The organism is Mycobacterium pseudoshottsii JCM 15466 (genome assembly GCF_003584745.1).
GTDB classification, from domain to species: Bacteria; Actinomycetota; Actinomycetes; order Mycobacteriales; family Mycobacteriaceae; genus Mycobacterium; species Mycobacterium marinum.
In genome coordinates this window covers 3,321,043-3,343,872 of record NZ_AP018410.1, presented here as the reverse complement: position 1 = coordinate 3,343,872, position 22,830 = coordinate 3,321,043, and the positions used below count along the sequence as shown (strand labels likewise).

20 protein-coding genes and 3 pseudogenes are annotated in these 22,830 nt (G+C 63.8%); 7 read left to right on the top strand and 16 right to left on the bottom strand.

Going from position 1 to position 22,830, the window contains the following annotated elements; genetic code table 11:
- Positions 1 to 20: 20 nt before the first annotated feature.
- Both folE and MPSD_RS15235 read right to left on the bottom strand, forming a co-directional pair.
- Complete coding sequence (folE, locus tag MPSD_RS15240; protein ID WP_232022538.1) at positions 21 to 686, bottom strand: GTP cyclohydrolase I; 666 nt, start codon at positions 684 to 686, stop codon at positions 21 to 23.
- Between the two features lie 497 nt (positions 687 to 1,183).
- Entirely contained in the window at positions 1,184 to 1,633 is a 450-nt protein-coding gene (locus MPSD_RS15235; RefSeq protein ID WP_036426536.1) for an Hsp20/alpha crystallin family protein, read from the bottom strand.
- Positions 1,634 to 1,778: 145 nt separating this feature from the next.
- Between MPSD_RS15235 and MPSD_RS15230 the strand changes: the two genes are divergently transcribed.
- Positions 1,779 to 2,177: a MerR family transcriptional regulator gene (locus MPSD_RS15230; RefSeq protein ID WP_020787262.1), complete on the top strand. Its 399-nt coding sequence runs from the start codon at positions 1,779 to 1,781 to the stop codon at positions 2,175 to 2,177.
- Between the two features lie 141 nt (positions 2,178 to 2,318).
- On the opposite strand, the gene mbp1 is transcribed toward MPSD_RS15230, so the two are convergent.
- The 5 genes from mbp1 to MPSD_RS15205 all read right to left on the bottom strand — a co-directional run bounded on the left by mbp1 (position 2,319) and on the right by MPSD_RS15205 (position 7,007).
- Entirely contained in the window at positions 2,319 to 2,552 is a 234-nt protein-coding gene (gene mbp1, locus MPSD_RS15225; protein ID WP_012394683.1) for a microaggregate-binding protein 1, read from the bottom strand.
- 214 nt (positions 2,553 to 2,766) lie between these two features.
- Positions 2,767 to 3,240 carry an acetyltransferase gene (locus MPSD_RS15220; protein WP_086085258.1) on the bottom strand — a complete coding sequence of 158 codons (474 nt, stop codon included), beginning with the start codon at positions 3,238 to 3,240 and terminating at the stop codon, positions 2,767 to 2,769.
- A 64-nt stretch (positions 3,241 to 3,304) separates the two neighbouring features.
- Positions 3,305 to 4,849 carry a bifunctional 3-(3-hydroxy-phenyl)propionate/3-hydroxycinnamic acid hydroxylase MhpA gene (gene mhpA / locus MPSD_RS15215; protein WP_086085257.1) on the bottom strand — a complete coding sequence of 515 codons (1,545 nt, stop codon included), beginning with the start codon at positions 4,847 to 4,849 and terminating at the stop codon, positions 3,305 to 3,307.
- On the bottom strand, positions 4,846 to 5,838 hold the full coding sequence (locus MPSD_RS15210) for a fumarylacetoacetate hydrolase family protein (protein WP_086085256.1): 993 nt from the start codon (positions 5,836 to 5,838) through the stop codon (positions 4,846 to 4,848). Before MPSD_RS15210 ends, mhpA begins: the two co-directional genes overlap by 4 nt.
- Positions 5,835 to 7,007, bottom strand: a complete 1,173-nt coding sequence (locus MPSD_RS15205; RefSeq protein WP_020787266.1) for a VOC family protein — start codon at positions 7,005 to 7,007, stop codon at positions 5,835 to 5,837. Before MPSD_RS15205 ends, MPSD_RS15210 begins: the two co-directional genes overlap by 4 nt.
- 67 nt (positions 7,008 to 7,074) lie before the next feature.
- Between MPSD_RS15205 and MPSD_RS15200 the strand changes: the two genes are divergently transcribed.
- Positions 7,075 to 7,761 (top strand): TetR/AcrR family transcriptional regulator, encoded by a 687-nt coding sequence (locus tag MPSD_RS15200; protein ID WP_081435712.1) that lies wholly within the window; start codon positions 7,075 to 7,077, stop codon positions 7,759 to 7,761.
- 428 nt (positions 7,762 to 8,189) lie between these two features.
- On the opposite strand, the gene MPSD_RS15190 is transcribed toward MPSD_RS15200, so the two are convergent.
- The 6 genes from MPSD_RS15190 to MPSD_RS15165 form a co-directional block, all read right to left on the bottom strand.
- A complete protein-coding gene (locus MPSD_RS15190; RefSeq protein WP_086085255.1) occupies positions 8,190 to 9,101 on the bottom strand; it encodes a universal stress protein in 912 nt (303 codons plus the stop codon).
- A gap of 165 nt (positions 9,102 to 9,266) precedes the next feature.
- Entirely contained in the window at positions 9,267 to 10,535 is a 1,269-nt protein-coding gene (locus MPSD_RS15185; protein WP_232022537.1) for an acyltransferase family protein, read from the bottom strand.
- 89 nt (positions 10,536 to 10,624) lie between these two features.
- Positions 10,625 to 11,410 (bottom strand): SDR family oxidoreductase, encoded by a 786-nt coding sequence (locus MPSD_RS15180; RefSeq protein WP_086085254.1) that lies wholly within the window; start codon positions 11,408 to 11,410, stop codon positions 10,625 to 10,627.
- A gap of 40 nt (positions 11,411 to 11,450) precedes the next feature.
- Entirely contained in the window at positions 11,451 to 12,533 is a 1,083-nt protein-coding gene (locus MPSD_RS15175; RefSeq protein WP_015355743.1) for an LLM class flavin-dependent oxidoreductase, read from the bottom strand.
- 20 nt (positions 12,534 to 12,553) lie between these two features.
- The gene (locus MPSD_RS15170) at positions 12,554 to 13,078 is read right to left on the bottom strand and encodes a TetR/AcrR family transcriptional regulator (protein ID WP_086085253.1); all 525 of its coding nucleotides are present in this window, start codon (positions 13,076 to 13,078) and stop codon (positions 12,554 to 12,556) included.
- Between the two features lie 388 nt (positions 13,079 to 13,466).
- Positions 13,467 to 14,888 carry a cytochrome P450 gene (locus MPSD_RS15165; protein ID WP_015355745.1) on the bottom strand — a complete coding sequence of 474 codons (1,422 nt, stop codon included), beginning with the start codon at positions 14,886 to 14,888 and terminating at the stop codon, positions 13,467 to 13,469.
- Between MPSD_RS15165 and MPSD_RS27865 the strand changes: the two genes are divergently transcribed.
- Positions 14,834 to 15,145 (top strand): hypothetical protein, encoded by a 312-nt coding sequence (locus tag MPSD_RS27865; RefSeq protein ID WP_131807378.1) that lies wholly within the window; start codon positions 14,834 to 14,836, stop codon positions 15,143 to 15,145. The two genes, MPSD_RS15165 and MPSD_RS27865, sit on opposite strands and share 55 nt — an antisense overlap.
- Positions 15,146 to 15,312: 167 nt before the next feature.
- On the opposite strand, the pseudogene MPSD_RS15160 reads toward MPSD_RS27865, so the two are convergent.
- Positions 15,313 to 16,023: pseudogene (locus MPSD_RS15160) on the bottom strand (acyl-[acyl-carrier-protein] thioesterase); the annotation flags it as partial.
- A gap of 150 nt (positions 16,024 to 16,173) precedes the next feature.
- Here MPSD_RS15160 and MPSD_RS15150 point away from each other — a divergent pair.
- Positions 16,174 to 17,376, top strand: coding sequence for an ISAs1-like element IS2404/ISMul1 family transposase (locus MPSD_RS15150; protein WP_420811929.1), 1,203 nt, complete (start codon positions 16,174 to 16,176; stop codon positions 17,374 to 17,376).
- A gap of 74 nt (positions 17,377 to 17,450) precedes the next feature.
- Here MPSD_RS15150 and MPSD_RS15145 read toward each other — a convergent pair.
- Positions 17,451 to 17,747: pseudogene (locus MPSD_RS15145) on the bottom strand (NAD(P)/FAD-dependent oxidoreductase); the annotation flags it as partial.
- A 144-nt stretch (positions 17,748 to 17,891) separates the two neighbouring features.
- Here MPSD_RS15145 and MPSD_RS15135 point away from each other — a divergent pair.
- Positions 17,892 to 19,094, top strand: a complete 1,203-nt coding sequence (locus tag MPSD_RS15135; protein ID WP_420811928.1) for an ISAs1-like element IS2404/ISMul1 family transposase — start codon at positions 17,892 to 17,894, stop codon at positions 19,092 to 19,094.
- A 17-nt stretch (positions 19,095 to 19,111) separates the two neighbouring features.
- On the opposite strand, the pseudogene MPSD_RS15130 reads toward MPSD_RS15135, so the two are convergent.
- Positions 19,112 to 20,269, bottom strand: a pseudogene (locus MPSD_RS15130) (NAD(P)-binding protein); the annotation flags it as partial.
- 279 nt (positions 20,270 to 20,548) lie between these two features.
- Here MPSD_RS15130 and MPSD_RS15125 point away from each other — a divergent pair.
- Both MPSD_RS15125 and MPSD_RS15120 read left to right on the top strand, forming a co-directional pair.
- Positions 20,549 to 21,961, top strand: coding sequence for a DUF2254 domain-containing protein (locus MPSD_RS15125; protein WP_086085699.1), 1,413 nt, complete (start codon positions 20,549 to 20,551; stop codon positions 21,959 to 21,961).
- Positions 21,958 to 22,791 (top strand): enoyl-CoA hydratase-related protein, encoded by an 834-nt coding sequence (locus MPSD_RS15120; protein WP_036427291.1) that lies wholly within the window; start codon positions 21,958 to 21,960, stop codon positions 22,789 to 22,791. Before MPSD_RS15125 ends, MPSD_RS15120 begins: the two co-directional genes overlap by 4 nt.
- The last annotated feature ends 39 nt before the right edge of the window (positions 22,792 to 22,830 follow it).

Sequence of the window (22,830 nt, the reverse complement as noted above, 5' to 3'; positions counted from 1 at the left end):
ATCCGATGACGGCGCCGATTTCAGCGGGCTCCGCCGTGCAGGCGATGAATCAACGCCATTTCATGATCTGACCAAATACCTTTTCGCGCTTCGGTAGTCGCTTCGGCGGCCGGATCGCGTACCCCGCGCAGTCGCATGCAATCGTGTCTGGCGGTGATGATGCACATGGCTCCGGAGGGGTTGAGCCTGCGCATTATTCCGTCCACCGCTTGCTGTCCGATGCGCTCTTGTACCTGCAGCCGTGCGGCGTAACCGTCCACCAGCCGGGCCAGTTTGGACAAGCCGACGATGCGCTGGCCCGGATGCGGGCGGTAGGCGATCGTGGCGGTGCCGGTGAACGGCAAGAGATGGTGTGCGCAGGTGGAGGAGAACGAAATGCCGTGCATGACGATCAGTCCCGGGTCATCGGGAGCGGGAAAGTCGGTAGCGAGCTGGTCCTCCGGTACCTCGTGATATCCCCACAACATCTCTCGCCACGCTCGTGCGACGCGCGCGGGCGTCCCGGCGGTGTGCTCTCCGTCGTCCACGCCCAGTGCGTCGAGTAACTGCTGGACGGCGCATTCGACGGCCAGGTCTGGGTTGTTGTCGTACCACGCCGGTGAATTCATCGGGCGCCGGCCCGAATGCGGGTAGCCCGAATTCGGGTGGTAGGACGCCGCCCCGTACGCGACGCCGTCATTTGTCATTTGTCATTTGCCAGGCGCTGGGCCGCAACGGCGGCATCTGGTAGCGCCCCTGGTGGGGTGCCGATGGCATGGCGCTTATCCCACCGCCCGAATCATCTGGCAGGCGGCGATGGTCACGATGTTCACGTTGGAACCCTCTTGCTTGCGGGGGTGTCAGCCAAGAGCGCGCGACTTGGTCACTGCTCCACTGTCATGGTGCCGCCGCGGCGCGCCGTTGTCTGTCGGCTGATCAGTCATGAATGGGGGTGAAAGAGATGTCCCCCGATTGAGGGAAGCGGGCCAGGTACTCGCGGATACCTTCCAGATGCTTGCCGCCAAGCGATACGCCGACAGCCCCGTGTCATCAGCTAAAACCCAAAGCGTGCAAGTAATTTGGCGACTAAGCGCTGCTGTTGTGTGGCGTCCAACTGCGGATGTGTCTGGGCGAAGCGCGGCTGTTGTCAACTCCGGCAAGGTTTAGCGTCCGGCGGGACGGCCGCGCTTCGCCCAGTAGTGGATCAGGCTTCTATCACCTCAGGATGCGCATCGTTTTCGCTGATGGTTTTGTCGCCAGCACCTCTGGTGATCGAAATCTTACGCGGCTTGGCCTTTTCGGCCACCGGGATCTGCAGCTTCAGCACACCTTCCGTGTAGGAGGCCGCGATCCTGGCGGTGTCGAGGTTCTCGCCAAGTACTAGCTGGCGGCTGAATACTCCACGGGGTCGTTCGCTGGCCAGCATCTCTCGATTCGGGTCCACGGCCGGCCGTTCGGCGCGAACGGTCACCACATTGCGTTCGATGTCGATGTCCAGGGAGTCGGCGTCTATGCCCGGCAGATCGAACTCGACGACGAATTTGTCACCCTCTCGCCACGCGTCCATCGGCATTACCGCTGGTCGGGCCGACGTGCCAAGCACTTGCTGGGCGAAGCGGTCCAGGTCGCGGAACGGGTCGGTACGCATCAACATTGCGGCCACCTCTCACTCCAATCCTGTAATTGGTAGTCCAATTTATCTATGTCAGACGACATAGATAAATGTATAACACTATCGGTAGCACAGCGCAAGTGTGATAGACAGGTTTTCTGCGCGAGGGGTAGTCGAGGAGGTGGCCATGGCCGATCGTCTCGGCCACGCCGGAGGGCCGGCCCCCGATGTCGGCGTGTACGGCATCTCGGTGACGGCGGAGCTTTCGGGTATCGCGGTGCAGTCGCTTCGTCTGTATGAGCGCCATGGGCTGGTGACCCCCGCGCGTAGCGAAGGTGGTACCCGCCGTTACAGTGCCGATGATCTGGTCCGGCTGCAGCGCGTCAGCGTCCTCATCGAGGCCGGCATCAATCTGGCCGGAATCTCACGCATTCTCAACCTCGAAGACGACAATGCCGCTCTGGCTGCGGCGAATTGCGACCTGCTGGCCAGCAATCGCTCCCTGCGCGATGCCGCGAGGGCGGCCGTGAGATTGATGAACCATGGGCGGTCCGCCGAGAACGGTGAGGGCGGCGACACTTCTTGACAGGTCCGCGCAATGCGGTCGAAAACCGTTTAGCTGCAGTCCATTACCTAGACTCGCGCGCTGTGGGGCCGGTACCGTGACCCGTTTGCAAGCCGATGGGCCCAGTCCGCCATTCGGACTGAGCCCATCGGAGGGTGCTGACTACTGATTGGCCTTCTGGCGCTCTTCGGCGACGTCGGCGCCGCGGCGAGCAGCTTCTGCCTCGGCTTCCTTCTTGGCCGCGTCACGCTGAGCGTCGGCCTTGTCCTGCTGGGCCTGACCCTCGCGCTTGACGTCATCGCGACCGGTCACGGCTCCAAAGACTTCCTTTGCCTTGCCCTTGGCGCCTTCAACGACGCCCTCGACAGCTTCTTGGGGGCCACTCTTGTCCGCCATGGATTCCTCCTTGATGCTTGTTGTCAAACGGCTACCGCGCAGTTCGATCGGTGCGCTCAGCCAGCAGAGTCCGGAGCACTAGCGCGTCTTCTTCACGTCTGGATCCGGAATTCCCCTGCACGAAGAGGGGTTTCCAGAAGGCATCAGGCTCAAACGTGTGGCCTGAGTCACCTCGAGCGGCCCAGGCAGTCACCCGCGGCTGGTTGGGCCGCGGTCAGCTGGGGCGCGGTGGAGCCGACCCGCGCCGCAGATGCAGGAGCGGAAACGGCCGCCCGTCGCCATCGGTTTCCGAGCGCCCGAACGTCACGAAACCGTGGCGATGATAGAAGCCGACGGCTTGCGGATTCTGCTCGTTCACATCGACCAACAGGTCCGGAATTGCGGCCAACGCAGCGCGCAGCAAGGCAGAACCGGCGCCGCGTCCGCGAAACTGCTGATCAATAAACAGCATTTCCAACTTCCCGTCGGCGATTCCGGAGAACCCCACCGGTAAATTCTCGGCGACCGCGACCGTCAGCGCAACCAGTCCCAGGTACTCATTGGCCAGCTTCGTCTCGTAGAAGTCGATATCGTCGGCGGTCAAGAAGTGGTGAGTCGCCTCGACCGCGCCGCGCCAGATTTGCACCAGCGCAGGCCATTCAGCCTGCCCACGACACGGCCACAGCAAAAACTCGTTGGGCGCATTCATCCGACCAGGCTAGGTCAGCCGCGGCTCGTGCCTAACAGCGCGGGTCCGGCGGTGGACATCGGCACTAACTGGCTTGCAGCGCCCGGTCGGCCCATGAGCACGGGGCGACCGTGTCACGTGCTGCCCGCATCACCGTCCGGTCCGGCCGCACCAGCACCGCCTTGACTCCGCCGCGGCGCAGCCAATCGGCAAGGCTACTCGCGGGCGGGGTGACCACCACCAACACATCGCGCCGGCGCAAGAGCAGTTTCTGGGCCTCGCCCAGTGACGTCGAGGTGATGACGGCAAACCGCGTCCCGATCACAGCGTCGAGTCGTTGGCCTTCGGGCAGTAGTGGATTAGGGCATAGCGAGCCGGCGAGCTGTCGTGATCGGCCGAGCCGATGTGTCTTGTGCACCAACGCCGAAGCATGCAGTGCGGGCGTGGTCGAGTCGCTGATCTTGTCGCGCAGGCCGGGAACGAAACGGACTCGGGGTAGTAGGGCGCGGCGAACAACGTTGCCCAACCGGCCGCCGCCGGTCATGAACTGACCGATGGCCAGCGCCAGTCGGATCAGCTGGCGGGTGTGCGGTTTGCGTTCCTGCTGGTAGGTGTCAAGGGCATCTGCGGTCAGAGTGCCGCATCGGACGGCGGCAATCTTCCAACTGAGGTTCATCGCGTCGCGCAGTCCGGCTCCGATGCCCTGGCCGATGAACGGGGGAGTGAGGTGCGCTGCGTCCCCCAGGATGAAGATTTTGCCGCGGCGCCACTGGTCGGCGATTTGAGCGCGGAACGTGTATTCGGCGACGCGCAACAGGGTGAGGTCTCCCTCCGCGATGTCGGTAGTCCACGGTGCGATCAGCGGACGCAACGCGCTTATCGAGTTGAAATCCTCGGTACGTTCACCCGGGCGTAGCTGAAACTCCCACCGATAGCGAGATTGCCCGATGCGCATGTAGGTGGCGGCGCGAAACGGATCGCACACTTGGTACACGCCGTCCCACTGCGCCAGGTCGCACTCGGTGGCCACATCCACGACCAGCCAGCGTTGCTGGAAGTTCAGATCCGCCATCGTGGATCCGATGTGGCTGCGGACCATGCTGTTGGCGCCGTCGCAGCCCAGTACGTATTCGGCGTCGACATGGTGGACCCTGCCGTCGGATCGATCGGTAAACGTAACGCGCAGCAGTTCGTTGGTATCGCAGATCTCGATGACCTCCGCGCCGCCACGCAATTGCGCGTGTGCGTAGCGCTTGAGGTTTGCCCGCAGCAAGGTCTCCAACTCCGGCTGGTCGAACATGTTGGCTTGCGGGAAGCCATGGAGGCTGCGTGCGGGGTTGCGATGGAATTCGGTGAGCACGTTGAATCGGTTGTCGAGCAGCCGCAAACCCTGCGTCGGCCGAGAGATTGCCGCAAATTCGTCGGCGATGCCCAGACGAGCGATCACCCGGTAGATTTCGTCGTCGAGGTGTACGGCCCGGGGCTGTGGGTACACGTCGGTCCAACGTTCCAGAACCATGGATTCGACGCCGTATTGGGCCAGTAAGGTCGCGGCGGTGATGCCGGTTGGCCCGGCGCCGACGATGACGACAGGTACCTGCCGGATCGTCTGGAATGGCTTGTCACTCACGCGTATCGCACAGCGGTGTGTTGGGTTCCGAGGTCGATGAGACCATCGTCGGTGCGCACCGAGGCTTCGACGATGTCACCGTCTTGAACGTATTTCGGGTTGCTGGCCTGACGCTTGAAGAACGCTTTCCATTTGAGGGCCGGCGGCAACAGGTTTCCGATGATCTCGACCGGCTTGGGCGGCGCGCTGAGTGCGGTGCCCACCGGCGTGCCGGTGAGCACCAAGTCGCTGGGCGCGAGTTCCTGAAACTGGTTGAGTGATTGCAGGGCCTGCAGGGGCCGGTACAGCATGTCGCCCTCGACAAGGCTGTTCTGTCGCTCGTCACCATTCAGTCGCAGTCGCAGTCGCAGTCGCAGTCGCAGTCGCAGTCGCAGTCGCAGTCGCAGTCGCAGTCGCAGTCGCAGCTCGCCGAAGCGCCGGAGTTCGTCGGCGTCGAGCAACACAAGCTGCGGTCCGATTGGTGTGAAGGTCGGGTAGGACTTGGCTTCATAGAATTGTGTCTGCGGAAGCTGAATGTCGCGTGCCGACACATCGTTGGCGACGACCAAGCCGGCGATGAAGTCGGCCAGATTCGCATCGGAGAGATTGGTTCCCAAGGGAATTGCCCGACCGATCACCAGCCCTATCTCCACCTCATAGTCGAGGAGTTGGACGTGTGCGGGCTTGACGATGTCGTCAAACGGGCCGGTGATCGATGCCGACGCTTTGCGGAAGAAGGTCAACGGAACCGCGGTCGGGTCCATCCCCGCATCCTTGACGTGCGATTCGAAATTGGTCATCTGAGCCACGACCCGGCAGGGTCGGGTCACCGGTGAGATCAGCTGGAGGCCGTCGATGGGTGTACGGTCGCCGCTGTTTGCAGCCAGGTCGATCGCGGCCCGGTCGGTAAGCAACTCGGCGGTGGTAACCGCGGCGGTGGCCACCTGCGCGGCTCCACTCGCGGTCTTTACCCACCAGCCGTCGGCGGTGTGCAGTACGGATATGGTCATAGGGAGGGAACTTTCAGTAGGCCGATGAGGCGGTTGAAGTCGAACTCATTGGTTGCCCGCAATGCGGTGATCATCGAAACTAGCTCGTGGCGAGCGGATTTCGGGCCGGTTCCGAGAAAGTCTTTGGTCGCCGGCGGCCCCCACTGGGCCATGCCTGAAGCGGTCAACGGGGCCCAGCCGGGTTCGAGGCTGTTGTCGAACATGTCGCCATCGGTGAAGTGTTCGACAAGGAAGCCGTCGGGATCGCGCCAGTAGTCGAAGATCTGACTGCCTTGAATATGTCTGCCGATGCCCCACGAGCGAAAGTAGCCGCGCTCCTTGAGGTATTCGCCACCGGCGGCGAGGGCGTCGAGGTCACTTACCTGATAGGCCGAGTGCAGGTAGCGGTTGGCCGGACCCAGTGCCATCGCCAAGGTGTGGTGATCTGCCGGTGTCGAGCCGCGATCGCAGCGGATGAAGCTCATGGTGGGGCCGCGGTCGCGCTGACCGGGGAAGAACTGGAAGTCGCTGACGATCATCCCCAAGTGGTCCAGGTACCAGTTCAGCGCTTCGGCGTACCTGGTGGACTGCACCACCACATGGCCTAGCCGCTGTATCCGGGCGGGTACCCGCGGGGGGCGCTGGGGAAGGTTGGCGCGTGACAGATCATGTCCGAAATTCAGAACGCTTGGTTGCTGCGTTGGAAGCGTGGGCAGTTCATCCATGCCCGCAACCACGCGTACCGCCATTCCACTGGGGTCGACCAGATCGACCGTAAGCCCGCCGATGGTCTCCGGCAGCGGTCGTGCGGTTGCCCCACATTTATCGGCAAGACGCAGGACGTCGACCTCATCGCAGGCCCGGTAGGCCACGCCGGCGAATCGGGTCCGTGGCGCACGGCGCACGATCACACAGGCCGCGCCCGCATCGGTGCCACGCAACCGAAGCTCGTCGGGGCTGCGCCATGCGGCCTGTAGGCCGAAGGCGCGCGCGAACGCCTCGGTACGAACCAGATCCGGCTTCTCGAACTCGAGCCACGCCAGGTCGACAACTTTGATGATCGGATTACCGGACCTGCCGGGGTGTTCGTCAGGCCGGGCGCCCTGTTCGCTGTGCATGTCCTGATGTACGCCCTTCTTCAGGTCACCGCCGATGTCGACCATCGCGTCCACCGCCACTTCCTTGGTCACTAACTGACGAAATCGTCACATACGAGGCGCCACTCGGTCAACATTTCTGACGAAATCATCACAAGTGATGCATACTGCTTTGGTGACGACATCGGATCGGGGCGCGCCCGCCCAGGCGAACCGCTCGGAGCGGCGTAAGCGGCGCACCCGCACGGCCCTTCTCAGGGCTGCGCAACGATTGATCGCCGAAGGCAAACTCAATGTGCCGGTGCTGGAAATCACCCAAGCTGCCGACGTCGGCATGGGCTCGTTCTACAACCACTTCGATAGCAAGGAGCAGTTGTTCGAGGCCGCTGTCGCCGATGTGCTGGACGCACACGGGGCGCTGCTGGACCGGTGTACCGCGTCGATCGAAGACCCCGCCGAAACGTTTGCTGCCAGTTTTCGGCTGACTGGCAGACTCTTCCGGCGCCGCCCGCAAGAGAGCGAGATCCTGTTGGCCAATGGCGCGGCCCTGCTGTCCTCGGACCGGGGACTGGCTCCTCGGGCCCTGCGTGACATCAAGGCCGCTTCCGATGCGGGTCGGTTTCGGGTAGAGGACCCGGAACTAGCGCTGGCCATGGCCGGCGGGGCGCTGCTGGGCCTGGGCACCTTGTTGCGGGCCGACCCGCAACGGGACGGCTGTGCGGCCGCCGACGCGGTGACCGAAGACCTATTGCGCTTATTCGGACTCGATGCCGAGCAGGCTCGCGCCATCTGTCGACGCCCACTGCCGGACCTGGACGGCTGGGATCAACCCGACTCGGCCGCGTGATGACCGCCCTGGGGCGGCGTGTTTGCCGCTTTTCGCGCAGGTAGCCCTAGTGTTGGCCGACGGCGTGGGTCCGCGGACGATTTCGCGTATCCGTCGACCACAGGGCCGCACAACTCGGGCACTGCAGGTGCAACTCGGTCGCGCGATTGCTCAGTAGATATTGCCAATGGGTGCCGCAGTTGCGGCCGCTACGGCAGTCCTGGTATGTGTCGCGGCCCCACGGGCAGCGTGGGCACGGTAGCCAAGCCCGTCGGGAGGCATCGGCGTGTGGATCGATGGGCAGCATGGGCGTGCAACCAGCCTTTCTGTCGCTGGAAGTTAGGGTAGGCTACCCATATGACCAGCGCAACCCGAATGGCTTGCCGGCCGCCTGGCCGGTGGCTTGGTTCTCGTCAGAGTCGCTGTCGCACAGCGCTTTACGGGCAGAGTTAGCCGGGCGTCGGCGGCGATCGTCGCGCAATCATGACCGGAACATGGGTCAGTAGCACCACCGCGGCGCTGACCGAACCGAACAGCATTGCGGCAAATCCGCCGCTGCCATGGCTGCCGATCACCACCAGCTGGGCTTCCGTCGAGCTGTCGACAAGCTCAGGTGCGGCGTTGTTGCGCGCGATGATGCGGTGAACGGCGACGTCGGGGTACCTCTCGGTCCAGCCGGCCAGTCGCTCGGCCACGATCTGGTCCTCTCGGGAACGCAGCGTCCGCCAGCCCGGACCGGGAAAGCCGACGATCGGATCAAACACATTCGGCGGTTGCCACGTGTGCACCACGGTCAGATCGACCTTGCGACGTGAGGCCTCGTCGAATGCGAGCGCGATCGCCAGTTCCGAAGTCGGGGAGCCATCGATGCCGACCAGTACCGTGGACCGCTCCCTGTCGGGATTCAAGTCGACGTCATCGTGGATGACGACCACGGGACAGTGCGAGTGATAGATGAGGCCGGCGCTCACCGAGCCCAGGTGGCGTCCCCGCAGGGTGCCGGTACCGAGGTATCCGACCACCAGCAAGTCGGCGTTTTTGGACATGTCGACCAACGCAGACACCGCCGTCCCGCTGGGCATTTCCAGGTTGATCTGGTTCGGGCCGCGCTGACAGCTTTCGTTGGCGATCTGCAGGGCCTCGTCGAGCAGTTGTTGGCCGCGTTCTCGCAGTTTGCCGGTGTGTTGCGGAGCTAACGAGGAACTCAGCCGGGTCCCCGCGGTGGTGGGCAGCACATGAGCCAAAGTCAGTGCAACGTTGCGCAACTCGGCGTCGCGCGCAGCCCAGCGGATCGCGATCTTGGAACCGGGCGAACCGTCGACGCCGACCACAATCCCGGGATGTTTGCCGAACCTGGACATTGGTTTGCCTCGTTCCCCCTGCCCTTGGATGCTATCGGTGCGCCGTGGGGTTGGCGGGCGAATCAGTGACTGTGGTTGCCGTCGCGGGTTTCCGGCACGGCCGGTCCTTTTCGGTGCGCGGCCGGCCCTCGCCCGTCAGGTGTTGGCGTCGCGGTGTGGGGGAGTTCACTCGGCCCTAGCCGGGCGGCAGGCCACTAGCGCCAACCCGAAGGCGAAAACGATCGCGGCTACCCATGGAAATCTGCCGGACGGTGCGAAGCCCTCGGTGGCGATGAACCACAGGAAGTACGCTGACATGGCGGCGCCGGTCAGCATGACCGACTCGGCCCACCGCGCCGGCAGCGCCACACCGACCGTGGGCAGCGGAGCCTCGAAGAGGCGCCGAAGCCACCACAGCATCACCATCTCGACCGCGGTGACCAGCATCAGCACCACCTCCCACTCCAGGCGGGCCAACCACCAAGCCGTTGTTCCGAGCTCCGGTTGCGGCAACAGCCCAGCCGGATAGGCGACGACGGCCACGATCACGACCGGCACCATGTGCCACAGATAGAGCGCCATCACGTTGTTGTTGGCGAACGACAGCACCCGATGAACCCGTCCGGATCGCAGTGCGCGATTGAGCGCAGGCGCGGCCATCACCGCGACTCCGGCTTGCAGGCATCCGAACGCCAGCATGGCAGCCGTGGGCGGTGTGGTGTTCTGTACGGCTTGGCCGGGAACGCCGATCATGCTGATCGGATAGTGGCCGATCCAAATCAACAGGGTCAGCGCAATCGCTGACACGGCAGCTAGCACCGCGGGTCGGCTGCCCGTCAACAGCCCCGTTTGCCAAGCGATTCCGAGCTGGTAGAGCATGCCCCAGCAGAACAAGTAGTTCAGCCAGCCCAGCTGGGGGAGATGGCCCCCCAGGGAAACCGCGTCTACCGCCACCACGGCCGCCGCCAGTGCCAGCGGTACGACCAAGCCCCAGCGATCATGTGCGGCAATGGCAATGGGGGTGAGGGCCGCGAGCACCACATAGACGGCGAGAAACCACAGGTGCATCGCCACCGCCCAACCCGCATAATCCAGCACCGAGCCGGGCACGCCGAAACCGCGCAGCGCGACCACTATTGCCGAGATCAGCCCGACATACACCGCCGTGGGGCCGAGCACTCGGGCCAGCCGATGCCGCACCCAAGCCTCGCGCGAGGCACGGTCGCCGTCGTAATGGTGTCGCCACGACACCGCACCGGCATAGCCGGCGACCAGAAAAAACACCGGCACCGCCTGGAATGGCCAGGTCAGCCACTGCGTCCAGGGCAACTCCACCAGTGGGTTCTGCCGACCGAACCGCCCATCGTGATAGGTGACGGATACGGCCAGCCAATGCCCTGCGACGATGAGCACCACACCGGAGACGCGGTAGTAGTCCACCGCAAGGTCGCGCACCGGTTTCTTGGCGCCTGTGTTGGGCCGCGTTTCGGTTGGCGTTGCCTGATGATCGACCTGGCGGGCTCGGTCGCCCCTTCGCTTGCCGATTACGTCACCCACTCCGGCTGAGCCGCGACATCGACGGCACTGAAGTCCTTGTGCGCGAGGCCGGCCACGGTGCCGCCGTCGACCACGAATTCCGCGCCAGTCGAGTAACGCGACTCGTCGCTGGCCAGGTAGACGACCAGATTGGAGACTTCCATGGGTTCGGCGGCACGGCCCAGTGCGGTCTGGAACAGGTCCTCGGGGACCCACTCGGTCATTGGCGTCTTGACCAGCCCGGGGTGGATCGAGTTCACTCGAATGCCGCTGGGCCCCAACTCGAGTGCGGTGGATTTCGTCAGCCCGCGCACAGCGAACTTGCTGACCGTGTAGCCGTGGCTGGCGATGGTGCCGGCCAGCCCTTCGATCGATGAGATGTTGATGATCGATCCGCGGCCGGCCTCCTTCATGGGCTTGACCGCGGCGCGGATCCCCAAAAAGACACCGGTGACGTTGATGTCGAGGACTATGCGCTGCCATTCCGACAGCGCATAGTCCTCGATGGTCCCGATGTTCAGGATGCCGGCGTTGTTGACCAGAACATGCAGTCCACCGAACTCGTTGACCGCGGTGTCCACCGCGGCCGTCCACTGCTCGGGCTGGGTGACGTCGAGGTGGACGTAGCGGGCCGCGTCGCCCAGTTCGGCGGCGACGGCCCTGCCCTCGTCGTCGAGGATGTCGCCGAGGACCACGTGAGCGCCTTCGGCCACCAGCGCCCGAACATGCGATGCGCCCATGCCGCGTGCGCCGCCACTGACCAATGCGACCTTTCCGGTCAACCGCCCAGCCATAGCCTCTCCTCGTCGCTTCGTTGCGTTGCCGAACCTAGGTTCATATTGGTCGGGATTCCGCCGATTCGTCCACCTCCGGTGGCGCCAGTGCGGCCGCGGGCTCGATGTGCTTGCACCGTCCGACGAGCTCAGCGAGGCTGGCGTCGTCCTCGGCATCGCCCGGAACCGACAAGCTGATCCCCGAGCACACGCCCGAATACCACTCGGCCAGGATATGGGGGATCTCCGGGTAGCTGCCCTGGGGCACAACGAGATCCATTACTTCGTCGGTGAGGTGGCCGGCGAGATCCGTCCAGTCCGCCCGATGGGCCATCTCGGAGAGGGCCAGCCCGACATCTTCGAGGCCGAAGTACTCCAGCTGTCGGCGATACGCGGGGGTGCTGTACAGGAACGCCAACTCGGCGCGACGGGGCTCGCGGAGGCGTTCGACGCCATCGTGGGTCGCGGCCATCATGGGCTGGGGATTGGTCACCACGGCGGGACCGCCGTCGGCTCGCTGGGCGGTCGCGGCCCCCTGCGCCAGAGCGGGAAGCGTGCTCGCCCGCAGCACGCGCGGGTGTGAGTTGGTGGGGTGACACACGAAGCCGTCCGACAACTCGCCGGCCAGGTTGCACATGCGCCGGTTCACCCCACCGGTCCAGATCCGCGGCGCCCGATGAGCTATCGGGCCCGGGTTGAAGTAGGGCTGCAGCCGCTCGAATCGGTAGTGCGGTCCGCTGTGATGCAGGGGCGCGCCGGTCTGGAACGAATCGAAAATCGCGCGTAGCGAATTCACGTAGTCGCCCAGGCGCGACACCGGGTCCGACCACTCGGTGGAGAATCGGCCGACGATGTTGCCGCGCACCTGCGAGGCGATCCCGAGCTCAAAGCGGCCATCGGAATACTTCGCCAGATCCCATGCGGCGTAGGCGGTAAGCATCGGACTGCGCGGAAAGGCCACGATCATGCTGGTGCGGACGATGATTCGCTGGGTATGAGTCAGCGCCAGCGTTGCCACGGTGAACGCGTCATGAATGGTTTCCGGAACATGGATCACGTCGAAGCCCAGCCGCTCCACCCGCTGTGCCCAAGCGGCGACGTCCTTGAGGTCCATTCGTGGCGGCCAGGACGCGATCATCTGCATGGCGCGCCGCGTTGACTCGCTCACCGGGCCAGCCCGCCCAACAGCAGTGTGGTGGTGTGGTCCATCCAAGCGGCATCGAGATCGCGTTCGTTTGCCAGGGCCATCATCACGGTTCCGCCGATCATGTCCAGCAAGATCCGGGCGTCGACGTCGGGGGGGGCTTGCCCGCTGGCCGCGGCGTGGTCGAGGAAGCGCTGCAGTTGACCGTAGCTGCTGCTCTGTAGCCGGCTGAGTAGCCGGGCCGAAAGGCCGGGCTCGGAGGGCAATTCGGCCATCAGCCCGGACAACGCGGAATGCACCGCCGGTCTGCTGAACAGATCGATGGCGGCACGCAGTAGTGCGCGGATGCCCGATTCGAGTCCATCGGTCAACGGCAGCTCGGTACTGGTCGGGTTGGGAAAGACCGCCTCGTATACCAACTCGATCTTGGTGGGGAACCGGCGGTAGACGGCCGGGGGAGTGGCGCCGGCCCGCGCCGCGACCAGGGGAATGGTGAGCCGGGCATACCCGATCTCCTCGAGGAGCTCGGTCGTCGCACGCAACACCGCGGCATCGATGCGGGCATCCCTCGGTCGTCCCTGCGATCGAACTCGAGGTTCGGGCTGGTCAGTCCATGCCGTTGACTCCATTACGATCGGATCGTAATGTAATTCACACCGCGAGACAATGGTGCGGCACTGTCGAGAGGCAGAACGGCGGCCCGGACCCATTTACCCCGACTCGTGGATGCGGCCGTCCGATGCCGACGTTCGTCCGGACTCCGAACATGCGCGATCCGCACCCTGCGCTGTCGCTATGGTCGAATGGGCTGCTCGTCCTTGATATCCGTCCCCCCCAGATCTTTTGATCCGCATCTTTCATCGTGCTTGGACAGCGGCGACCTAGATACCACCGGAATCAAGCGCGAATGATTAGTGCGCAGGACGTCTCCGGCTAAAACGCCGGCCGGGTAGCGCCAACATTCTCCGTGGCGGGGCACCCCGGAGTTGTTGCCGGCTTTTCCGCTCCCACCGGCGACGCCGGCGGGATGTTCTTGATTGTCCGGACGCTGATGCGCGCGCCGCGGCTTGGTATCAAGGTGACGTACTTTAGCGTCGGCGTCTCATCGGCCGCCGTTGTGGTTATCAATTCGGCCCGCCGCAGGACCTCACGTAAGACAACTCTCATTTCGACGAGGGCGAAGGTGGCCCCGAGGCAGCGGCGAGCGCCGCCTCCGAACGGTAGCCAGGTGGTCGGCCCCGGAGATACGCCTATCATCCGATCTGGGTCGAATCGGTCGGGATCGGGATAGAGCGCGGCGCTGGCATGCACCAGCCCGATTCCTGGCAGCGCCCATGCCCCAGCCGGTAGCTGGTAGCCGGCCACCTCGACGGGCGCTGCAAGCACCCGGCCCACCGCGAATGCCAGCGGGCGGATCCGCAACGTTTCCTTTACTACCGCGTCGAGGTATTCGTCGCCGGCGGCATCGCCTGCCGCGCTGGCGTGGGCCGCCGCCACCGCCCTCGTCAAGATCGTTGGGTGGCGGGTCAGGCGCTCTAGCGCCCAGGCCAAGCCTGTCGCGCTGGTGTCATACCCGGCCACTAGCAACGTGACGAGTTGGTCACGTAGTTCGCGGTCCGTCATTGCATTGTCGTTGCCTTCAGTGCGGATCAGCATCGCCAGCACATCGGCGCGTTTGCCTAGTTCAGCGTCGTTGCGACGGTCGGTGATCTCCGCGTACAGGAGGTTATCCACATCGGCAATTCGCTTTCGCAGCCCTCGCCACGGACGGCGGCTGAGAAGCTTCGGATTGGCGAGCGCCAAGGTGCCCCAAGGGCCCATGCTCAGCAGCCGCGGCACGGCCGTGCGCAGCGCCGCGAGGCGAGCCGGGTCGGTGGCGCCGATTACCGTCCGCAGGATCACTTCCAAAGTGATCTCAGACATCCTCACGGTGACCGGGAACGTTCTTCCCGCCGGCCACCCAGCGACATTGTCCGCGGCGATCTCAGCCATCAGCCCGGCTTGGCGGGCAACGGCGTCGCGGTGGAAGGGGGCCAGCATGGTGCGTCGCCGGCATCGATGCGCTTCTTCATCCAGCACCATCAACGAGCTGTCCCCGATCAAGCCGCTCAACAGCGCATTCGCGTCGCCCGCGTGGAAGATGTGGGTATCGCCGGTAAACACCGTCTTGATGTCGCCAGGATCGGCCAGGTATACCTGCGTGCCCATCCTCGCGATCCGCAGTGTGAATACGTCGCCGTACCGGCGCCGGCAGGCGGCCAGAAATTGCGGCCCGCGCAGCAACATCAATGCGGCTTGTAGTGACCGAGAAAGTGGTGGCCCTGGCGGCAGAACGCCAGAATTATTATGGGGCACTGGCAAATCCTATGGCTCGTGCTTTTATAAAAGTCGACTATGCGGTCAATTGCCGTTATTTTGGCGTAGATGCCATTGGTTTCAATGCTTCAAACATCGAAACCTTAACGCTACGTTGGCACTACCTGCGAAGACTGTTGCGGCTGAAGACTCATGCAAATTCTGCCGTCTGCAAATCGGACAATTTTTCTGACGCCGTCGGTGTCAAATTACCAAAGCTCGCGACACCGTGCAACCAATACTGGATTCATGACTAGAATGCGTAACTAGAATTCACAATTGGAATTTAGAACTAGAATTCATCAATAGAATTAGCGCAAGGATATTTGGGGGGTCCACAAGTATCCGGGTGGACGATCTCGATCGGCGTTTCGGTCCAGAGCGGCCGATCGCCGCTGGGGATCGGGCACGGGAGATAACCGCGCTAAAGCTTGCGCAACAGGGCCGCCGCGCGAACGTCGTCACCGACGGTGAACTGGAGGTGTGTCACCCCGTCGCGTTGCTCGGAGCGGATGGTGACCGTTTCGCCAAACTTGATCGGGCTGCGGTACTCGAGCACGGCGCGGTAGGGGGCCGTCAAGGTCGTCTGTTGGCTGAGTATCTCGTGTATGCCGTGCCAGTAGATGGTGTTGTTGACATGCTCAAACGGATCAATATCTGTGCGACGCAACGGAAAAGGTGTGTCCACACCGGCCGTGATCGGCTCGGTGAGCCAAGGCCGCCACTTGAGCCGGTGGTCGTCGGTGGTGCTGCCGAAGCGGGTCAGGAAAGCATCGGTGAGTCGTGACGGAGTCAAGGTGTCCTTGTTGACGCACAGCCAGAAGCCTTCGGTTTCGATCCGTCCACCGTGCGAGCCCTCCAACTGAACGCGCATGTTGCACCATCTGGTGGAAAGGGCTGCGCACCAACGGCGGAAGGTGATCTCGCTGGGTAGCTCGATCGGCTCGATAACGTCGATCACGGTGCGCAGGACGATCCAATGGGGGTGGACCTCGGCCAATTCGGCATCGGCGAGATGCTCGGCGCCGACTTCTTGGATGTAGCGCGCGACACCATCGAGGCGTAGCCGCATGTGTTCGTCGATATCGGTGGTGGCCAGTCGCCAGCTTGTTCGGTATACGTATCCAGCACCGGGGAGGGCGCAGGGCTCCGGCGTTGTTGATTAGCAGGCTTGTGAGCTGGGTTGATGATCTTTGGTGCCGCGCTATTGGGGCCGGAGTGTAGGCACGGGCTATCTGGAGAACGATCGAGTTGGTTACTGTTCGTCGTTGGTCTGGAGTTGCCCGTGCCTACCGTTTCAGTATTGCGTGTGTCGTCGGTTCCAGAGGTGTTCGACTGCTGGAGTCCTGGTGAGCGCAGCGAGCTCATCGGATCGGAGTTTCTCGATGTGTTGGCCTCGGTGCCAGACCCGAGGGGCCCACGCGGTCGGAGGTATTCGCTGGTGGCTTTGTTGGCGATCGCGGTTCTGGCCACTGCCGCGGGGATGCGCGGCTATGCTGGTTTTGCCGCATGGGCGGCCACCGCTCCCGATGATGTGTTGGCCCAATTAGGGGTCCGGTTCCGGCGGCCCAGTGAGAAGACCTTCCGCGCTGTTTTGTCTCGGCTAGACCCCGCCGACCTCAACGCCAGGATGGGCAGTTACTTCACTGCACACGTGGCCAGCAGCGACCCCAGTGGATTGGTGCCGATCGCGTTGGACGGCAAGATGCTGCGTGGTGCTTTACGCGCCAAAGCGACAGCCACGCATCTCGTGTCGGTGTTCGCCCACCGTGCCCGATTGGTGCTCGGTCAACTCGCTGTCGCCGAGAAAAGCAATGAAATTCCCTGCGTACGTGCCCTGCTCACGCTGCTGCCGGGTAGCTTGCGGTGGCTGGTCACCGTGGATGCGATGCATACCCAGGTCGTCACCGCGAAGTTGATCTGCGCCACCTTGAAGTCGCACTACCTGATGATCGTCAAGTCCAACCAAGCCAAAATACTTGCGCGTATCACCGCGCTGCCCTGGGCCGAGGTGCCCACAGCCGCTACCGACGACTCCCGCGGCCACGGCCGTGTCGAGACCCGCACCCTGCAAATCATCACCGCTGCACGAGGAATCGGCTTCCCCTACGCAAAACAAATCATCCGGATCACTCGTGAACGCTTGATCACCGCCACCGACCAGCGCAGCGTGGAGGTGGTCTATGCCATCTGCAGCCTGCCGTTCGAGCACGCCCGCCCTACCGCGATCATGACCTGGATGCGTCAACACTGGGGAATCGAGAACAGCCTGCACTGGATACGCGACGTCACCTTCGACGAAGACCGTCAAAGGGCACATACCGGAAACGGCGCACAGGTCCTAGCAACGCTACGCAACACCGCGATCAATCTGCACCGCCTCAACGGCGCCGACAACATCGCCGAAGCCTGCCGGATCACCGCTTTGACCGCCAACCGCCGCCTAGACCTCCTCAATCCACAATTCCCCAGCTCACAAGCCTGCTAATCAACAACGCCGGAGCCCTGGGGGAGGGCGACCAACGGCGCTTGGGCGTCAGTGTTGTCCGGCACGTCCTGTCCTCACTGTTGTTGACTTGCGCCGTCGTGACCATGATCGCTGAGCAGCTTCTCCAGCTGCTCGCTGGCGATGTTCAACTTCGATCGGAACATCGATACCACCCGGTCGCGCACCCTCGGCTTGTGCTACAGGGGCGGGAGCAAGTCGGCTAGCAGGTTCAACCGCGCCGAACTCAGCCAGTCGGTGAGCTCGACATCGTCGAGCCAGCGCTGAAAGTTTCGAAGGTCGGAGTGTGTCAGCCGCATCCAGTCCAGATCGGAATCCGGATGTGGAATCGGGGTACAGAGCTCGTTTTTCACCCAGGGCTCCGGCGTTGTTGATTAGCAGGCTTGTGAGCTGGGTTGATGATCTTTGGTGCCGCGCTATTGGGGCCGGAGTGTAGGCACGGGCTATCTGGAGAACGATCGAGTTGGTTACTGTTCGTCGTTGGTCTGGAGTTGCCCGTGCCTACCGTTTCAGTATTGCCTGTGTCGTCGGTTCCAGAGGTGTTCGACCGCTGGAGTCCTGGTGAGCGCAGCGAGCTCATCGGATCGGAGTTTCTCGATGTGTTGGCCTCGGTGCCAGACCCGAGGGGCCCACGCGGTCGGAGGTATTCGCTGATGGCTTTGTTGGCGATCGCGGTTCTGGCCACTGCCGCGGGGATGCGCGGCTATGCTGGTTTTGCCACATGGGCGGCCACCGCTCCCGATGATGTGTTGGCCCAATTAGGGGTCCGGTTCCGGCGGCCCAGTGAGAAGACCTTCCGCGCTGTTTTGTCTCGGCTAGACCCCGCCGACCTCAACGCCAGGATGGGCAGTTACTTCACTGCACACGTGGCCAGCAGCGACCCCAGTGGATTGGTGCCGATCGCGTTGGACGGCAAGATGCTGCGTGGTGCTTTACGCGCCAAAGCGACAGCCACGCATCTCGTGTCGGTGTTCGCCCACCGTGCCCGATTGGTGCTCGGTCAACTCGCTGTCGCCGAGAAAAGCAATGAAATTCCCTGCGTACGTGCCCTGCTCACGCTGCTGCCGGGTAGCTTGCGGTGGCTGGTCACCGTGGATGCGATGCATACCCAGGTCGTCACCGCGAAGTTGATCTGCGCCACCTTGAAGTCGCACTACCTGATGATCGTCAAGTCCAACCAAGCCAAAATACTTGCGCGTATCACCGCGCTGCCCTGGGCCGAGGTGCCCACAGCCGCTACCGACGACTCCCGCGGCCACGGCCGTGTCGAGACCCGCACCCTGCAAATCATCACCGCTGCACGAGGAATCGGCTTCCCCTACGCAAAACAAATCATCCGGATCACTCGTGAACGCTTGATCACCGCCACCGACCAGCGCAGCGTGGAGGTGGTCTATGCCATCTGCAGCCTGCCCTTCGAGCACGCCCGCCCTACCGCGATCATGACCTGGATGCGTCAACACTGGGGAATCGAGAACAGCCTGCACTGGATACGCGACGTCACCTTCGACGAAGACCGTCAAAGGGCACATACCGGAAACGGCGCACAGGTCCTAGCAACGCTACGCAACACCGCGATCAATCTGCACCGCCTCAACGGCGCCGACAACATCGCCGAAGCCTGCCGGATCACCGCTTTGACCGCCAACCGCCGCCTAGACCTCCTCAATCCACAATTCCCCAGCTCACAAGCCTGCTAATCAACAACGCCGGAGCCCTGGTTTTTCACCTCGTCCCCGTCGTAGGCGAGTTCAACGTGCGCGGTAAAGGCGGCACTGAATACCTGCTGGCATCCGCGTACCGCCTGCAGGGTGAGGTGATCGCCGTCGAAGACGGGTTTGGCCGGGCGCTGCGGTGCGCCGTCGGCGGTGCAGTCGACATAGAGGCCCGACGCTGAGCAGGGGACCGATCCGCCGTCGAGCACGATCTCGGTGGAGTCGATGCGCTGGACGTGGCCCATCCTCACCACGTCCTCGATGCGGCGCAGTTGGTCGAATTCGGGCTGTGACACCGTCGCGCACCGATACATGGTTGGCCGTACCGCAGGGTCGAGCCGAAGCAATGTTCCGGCCTTTTCGAGCCGGTCAAACAGATCCCGGATCGATGTTGCTCTACCGATTGCCTCGAGAGTGATGCCGTAACTATCGCGGAACTGCTTGATGAATGTCGGCCCGGGCTGCAGCGTGGCGCGGTCGATCAGCCACGCGTCTCGGGGCTTGATCCAGGTCAGCTGGCCGGGATCGACGCTATTGCGTAGCAACCAAAGGCAGACATCCATGGCGGTCTTGCCCGCGCCGACGATCACGTACCGATCTTTTCCGGTGAACTTGGGCAGATCGTTGGGCGCAATGCAGTCGATCCCGGGCGCCACCGGGTAAGGCGTCGGCCGCATGGACGGCACGACGGCACGCAGGTAGGTGGCATCGACGATGCGACGGCTGACGGTGACCTGGTGTTCTGCTCCACCCAGGGTCCGGAACCGGCCATCACCGAGGTATTCGCTCATCGGGAAGTACTCGACCCGGCCGGTGGGAAGAAACTGCTGCTGCATGACGGCGTCGAAGTAGGCGCAGATCTCGCCGACGGGTGCGAGTTCGTTCAGCCCCTGGTTCCAGCCGACGGCGTCAATGGTGTTGTTGCCCAATGGCCGTGAGTTGACGCCGTAGTACGCCGACGGTTGATGCAGCCGTACGAAGGGGTAAGCCGTGGTCCAGTGCCCACCCGGCGCATGCGCGCGGTCGACGATAACCACCCGCGCATCGGATTCGGTGATGAGCGTGTCGGTGAACGCCATTCCCATTGCACCGGCTCCCACCACGAGGTAATCGGCTTCAATGGCTTTTGCTGGCGCCTGCACATGCTCTCCTTCGCGCATCGGTATGGGGCGACACTGAAGCCGCTGACGGTACGCGACCCACCGTCGCCCTGGCGAAGCGCTCCTTTGCTACCGCCGCGCCGAATGGAGTCTAAGCCCGCGCGCCACTGGACCGACCGTGGATGGGCCGCGGCAAGCGACGCGCGGGAGCCCGCAGGGGTGTCTGCGGAGCACCTCCGGGTGTATGACTGGTTGGGCTGCATGTTTGAGGAGGCCCCATGACGGACCCGAACACCCGAGAACGCACCTATCGATCAGGCTCGGGCGGCGGGTAGCCGGGTGTGGCGCGGGGGTGAGCGGAATTCGGGCCTGCGGGGCTTTCTGCAGGCTCTCACCCAGCGTCGAGTCGCGATCGCCGAAGGCCTGCGCAGCCGATTGTGGCCAACGCCGGCACTGGGCGTAGTGATGGCGATCGCGGTTGGGCTGGCGCTACCCGAAGTCGACAGCGCCGTCGATCCGCACATGCCGCCCGCGCTGACCAGCTACATATTCGGTGGTGGCGCCGATGCGGCGCGGGAACTGCTGAGCGCGATCGCGACCTCGTTGGTGACGGTGACGTCGTTGACGTTCTCGTTGACCCTGATCACCCTGCAGCTGGCCAGCAGTCAGTACACGCCCAGACTGCTCCGCACCTTCGCCGCCGATCATTTCGTTCAGCGCACGCTGGCGGTGTTCCTCGCCACGTTCGCCTATGCGCTGACGGTCCTGCGCAGCGTCCGCAACAAGCGCGGTGAAGGCGCCGAGTTCGTTCCCCAGATCGCGGTAACGCTGTCCTATCTGTTGGCCATGGTGAGTGTGCTGGCCCTGGTCTTGTTTCTGGGCCATCTGGTGCGTCAGATCCGGATCGAGATGATGCTCGGCCACGTCTCGGCTGAGGCGACCGCGACCGCCCACCGCGTGCTGGATCCGCTCGATGACGACGAGCCCGACGACCGCATTCCATCACCTCCGACGGCGCATTCGATGATCGTGACCCAAGCGTCGGGTTTCCTGGTGGAAGTCGATGAGCGCGCCGTCCTGGCCGCAGCGGTGGACGCCGACGCCGTCGTCTGGCTCGACCGTCAAGTCGGATCTTCGCTGATCGCGGGCGTGCCGGCCGCATTCTGCTGGTCGGCGGATCCGTCGTGTCCGCTTGATGCGGAAAGACTGGCGTCGCTGCGCAAACGCGTCTGCGCTGCGATGCGCACCGGTATGGAGCGCACCAGCACCCAAGACATCAGCTACGGGCTGCGACAGCTCACCGATGTCGTGATCCGGGCACTTTCCCCGGGCATCAACGACCCGACCACCGCGGTGCACGGCTTGAGTTCTTGTGCGGCCGTTTTGTGTGACCTCGTCAACTACCGGCTGGGCTATCGGGTGCTGCGCGACGACGACGGGGCGCCCCGGGTAGTCGTCGCCGCGCCGGACCTGGCCGCGCTACTTGATGTCGTGTGCACGCAGGTGCAGCAGTATGGCTCCAGAGATCCGGTGGTGCTGGCCAGACTGCTGTCGCTGCTTCGCGAACTAGCCTGGACGGCGCGGCTGCCGGTGCATCGACGTGCCGTCGCCGGCCGGCTCGTCCGCGTTCAGCAGGCCATCGCCGAACAGGGCTTCGATGCCAGCGTGAGCGCTCAGCTCGATGCACTCGCCGGCGAAGTTCGTGCGGCGATGGATCGGCGGTGGTCACCGGCGATCGGTACCTCGACATGACCGATCTCACCGTGAGCGTCACCGACGGCATCGCGATATTGACCCTGAACCGTCCGCAGCGCCGCAACGCCTACACCGCCGAGATGGGACTGTCGCTCAGCTCGGCCTACCGGCAGTGCGATGACGATGATGCGGTGCGCGCGATCGTGGTCACCGGAGCCGGTGATGCGTTTTGCGCCGGCGCCGATTTCTCCGGGGACACAAATCCTTTTGACGCGCCCGACGGTGGCGGCGGGTTTACCGCAGCACCGATAGATCCCGCGGCATTCGAGTTGCGCACGCCCGTCATCGCCGCAGTCAACGGCCACGCCATCGGGATCGGTCTGACCATCGCCTTGCAAGCCGACATCCGGATCATGGCGGAGTTCGCCAAATACGCGGTCGTGCAGGTCCGTCGCGGAGTCATTGCCGACTGCATGTCGCATTGGACCCTGCCGCATCTGGTGGGCAGTGCGGCGGCAGCGGACATCCTGTTGACCGGGCGCACGTTCGACGGCGCGGAGGCATTGGCCATGGGAATCGCCACCCGAACACTGCCGGGTCCGCACGTGCTCGGACACGCAATGGCCGTGGCGCGCGACATCGCGGCCAACACCGCACCGATGTCGGTCGCGCTGAGCAAGCGGCTGCTGTGGGACACCCTGATCAACGGCTACACACCGCGTCAGGTCGCCGAGCTGGAGACACAACTGCATCGGCGGGTCATGGGCAGTGCCGATGCACGCGAGGGAGTCGAGGCGTTCCTGCAGCACCGCGCCCCACGTTGGAGCGCGTCGGTGTCATCGGCGTGGAAACCGTTGCCCGCACCCGATCATCGGGAGCAACCGTGACAACCGCGGCTACCCCGTGCCGACAGATGTCGGTGAAGG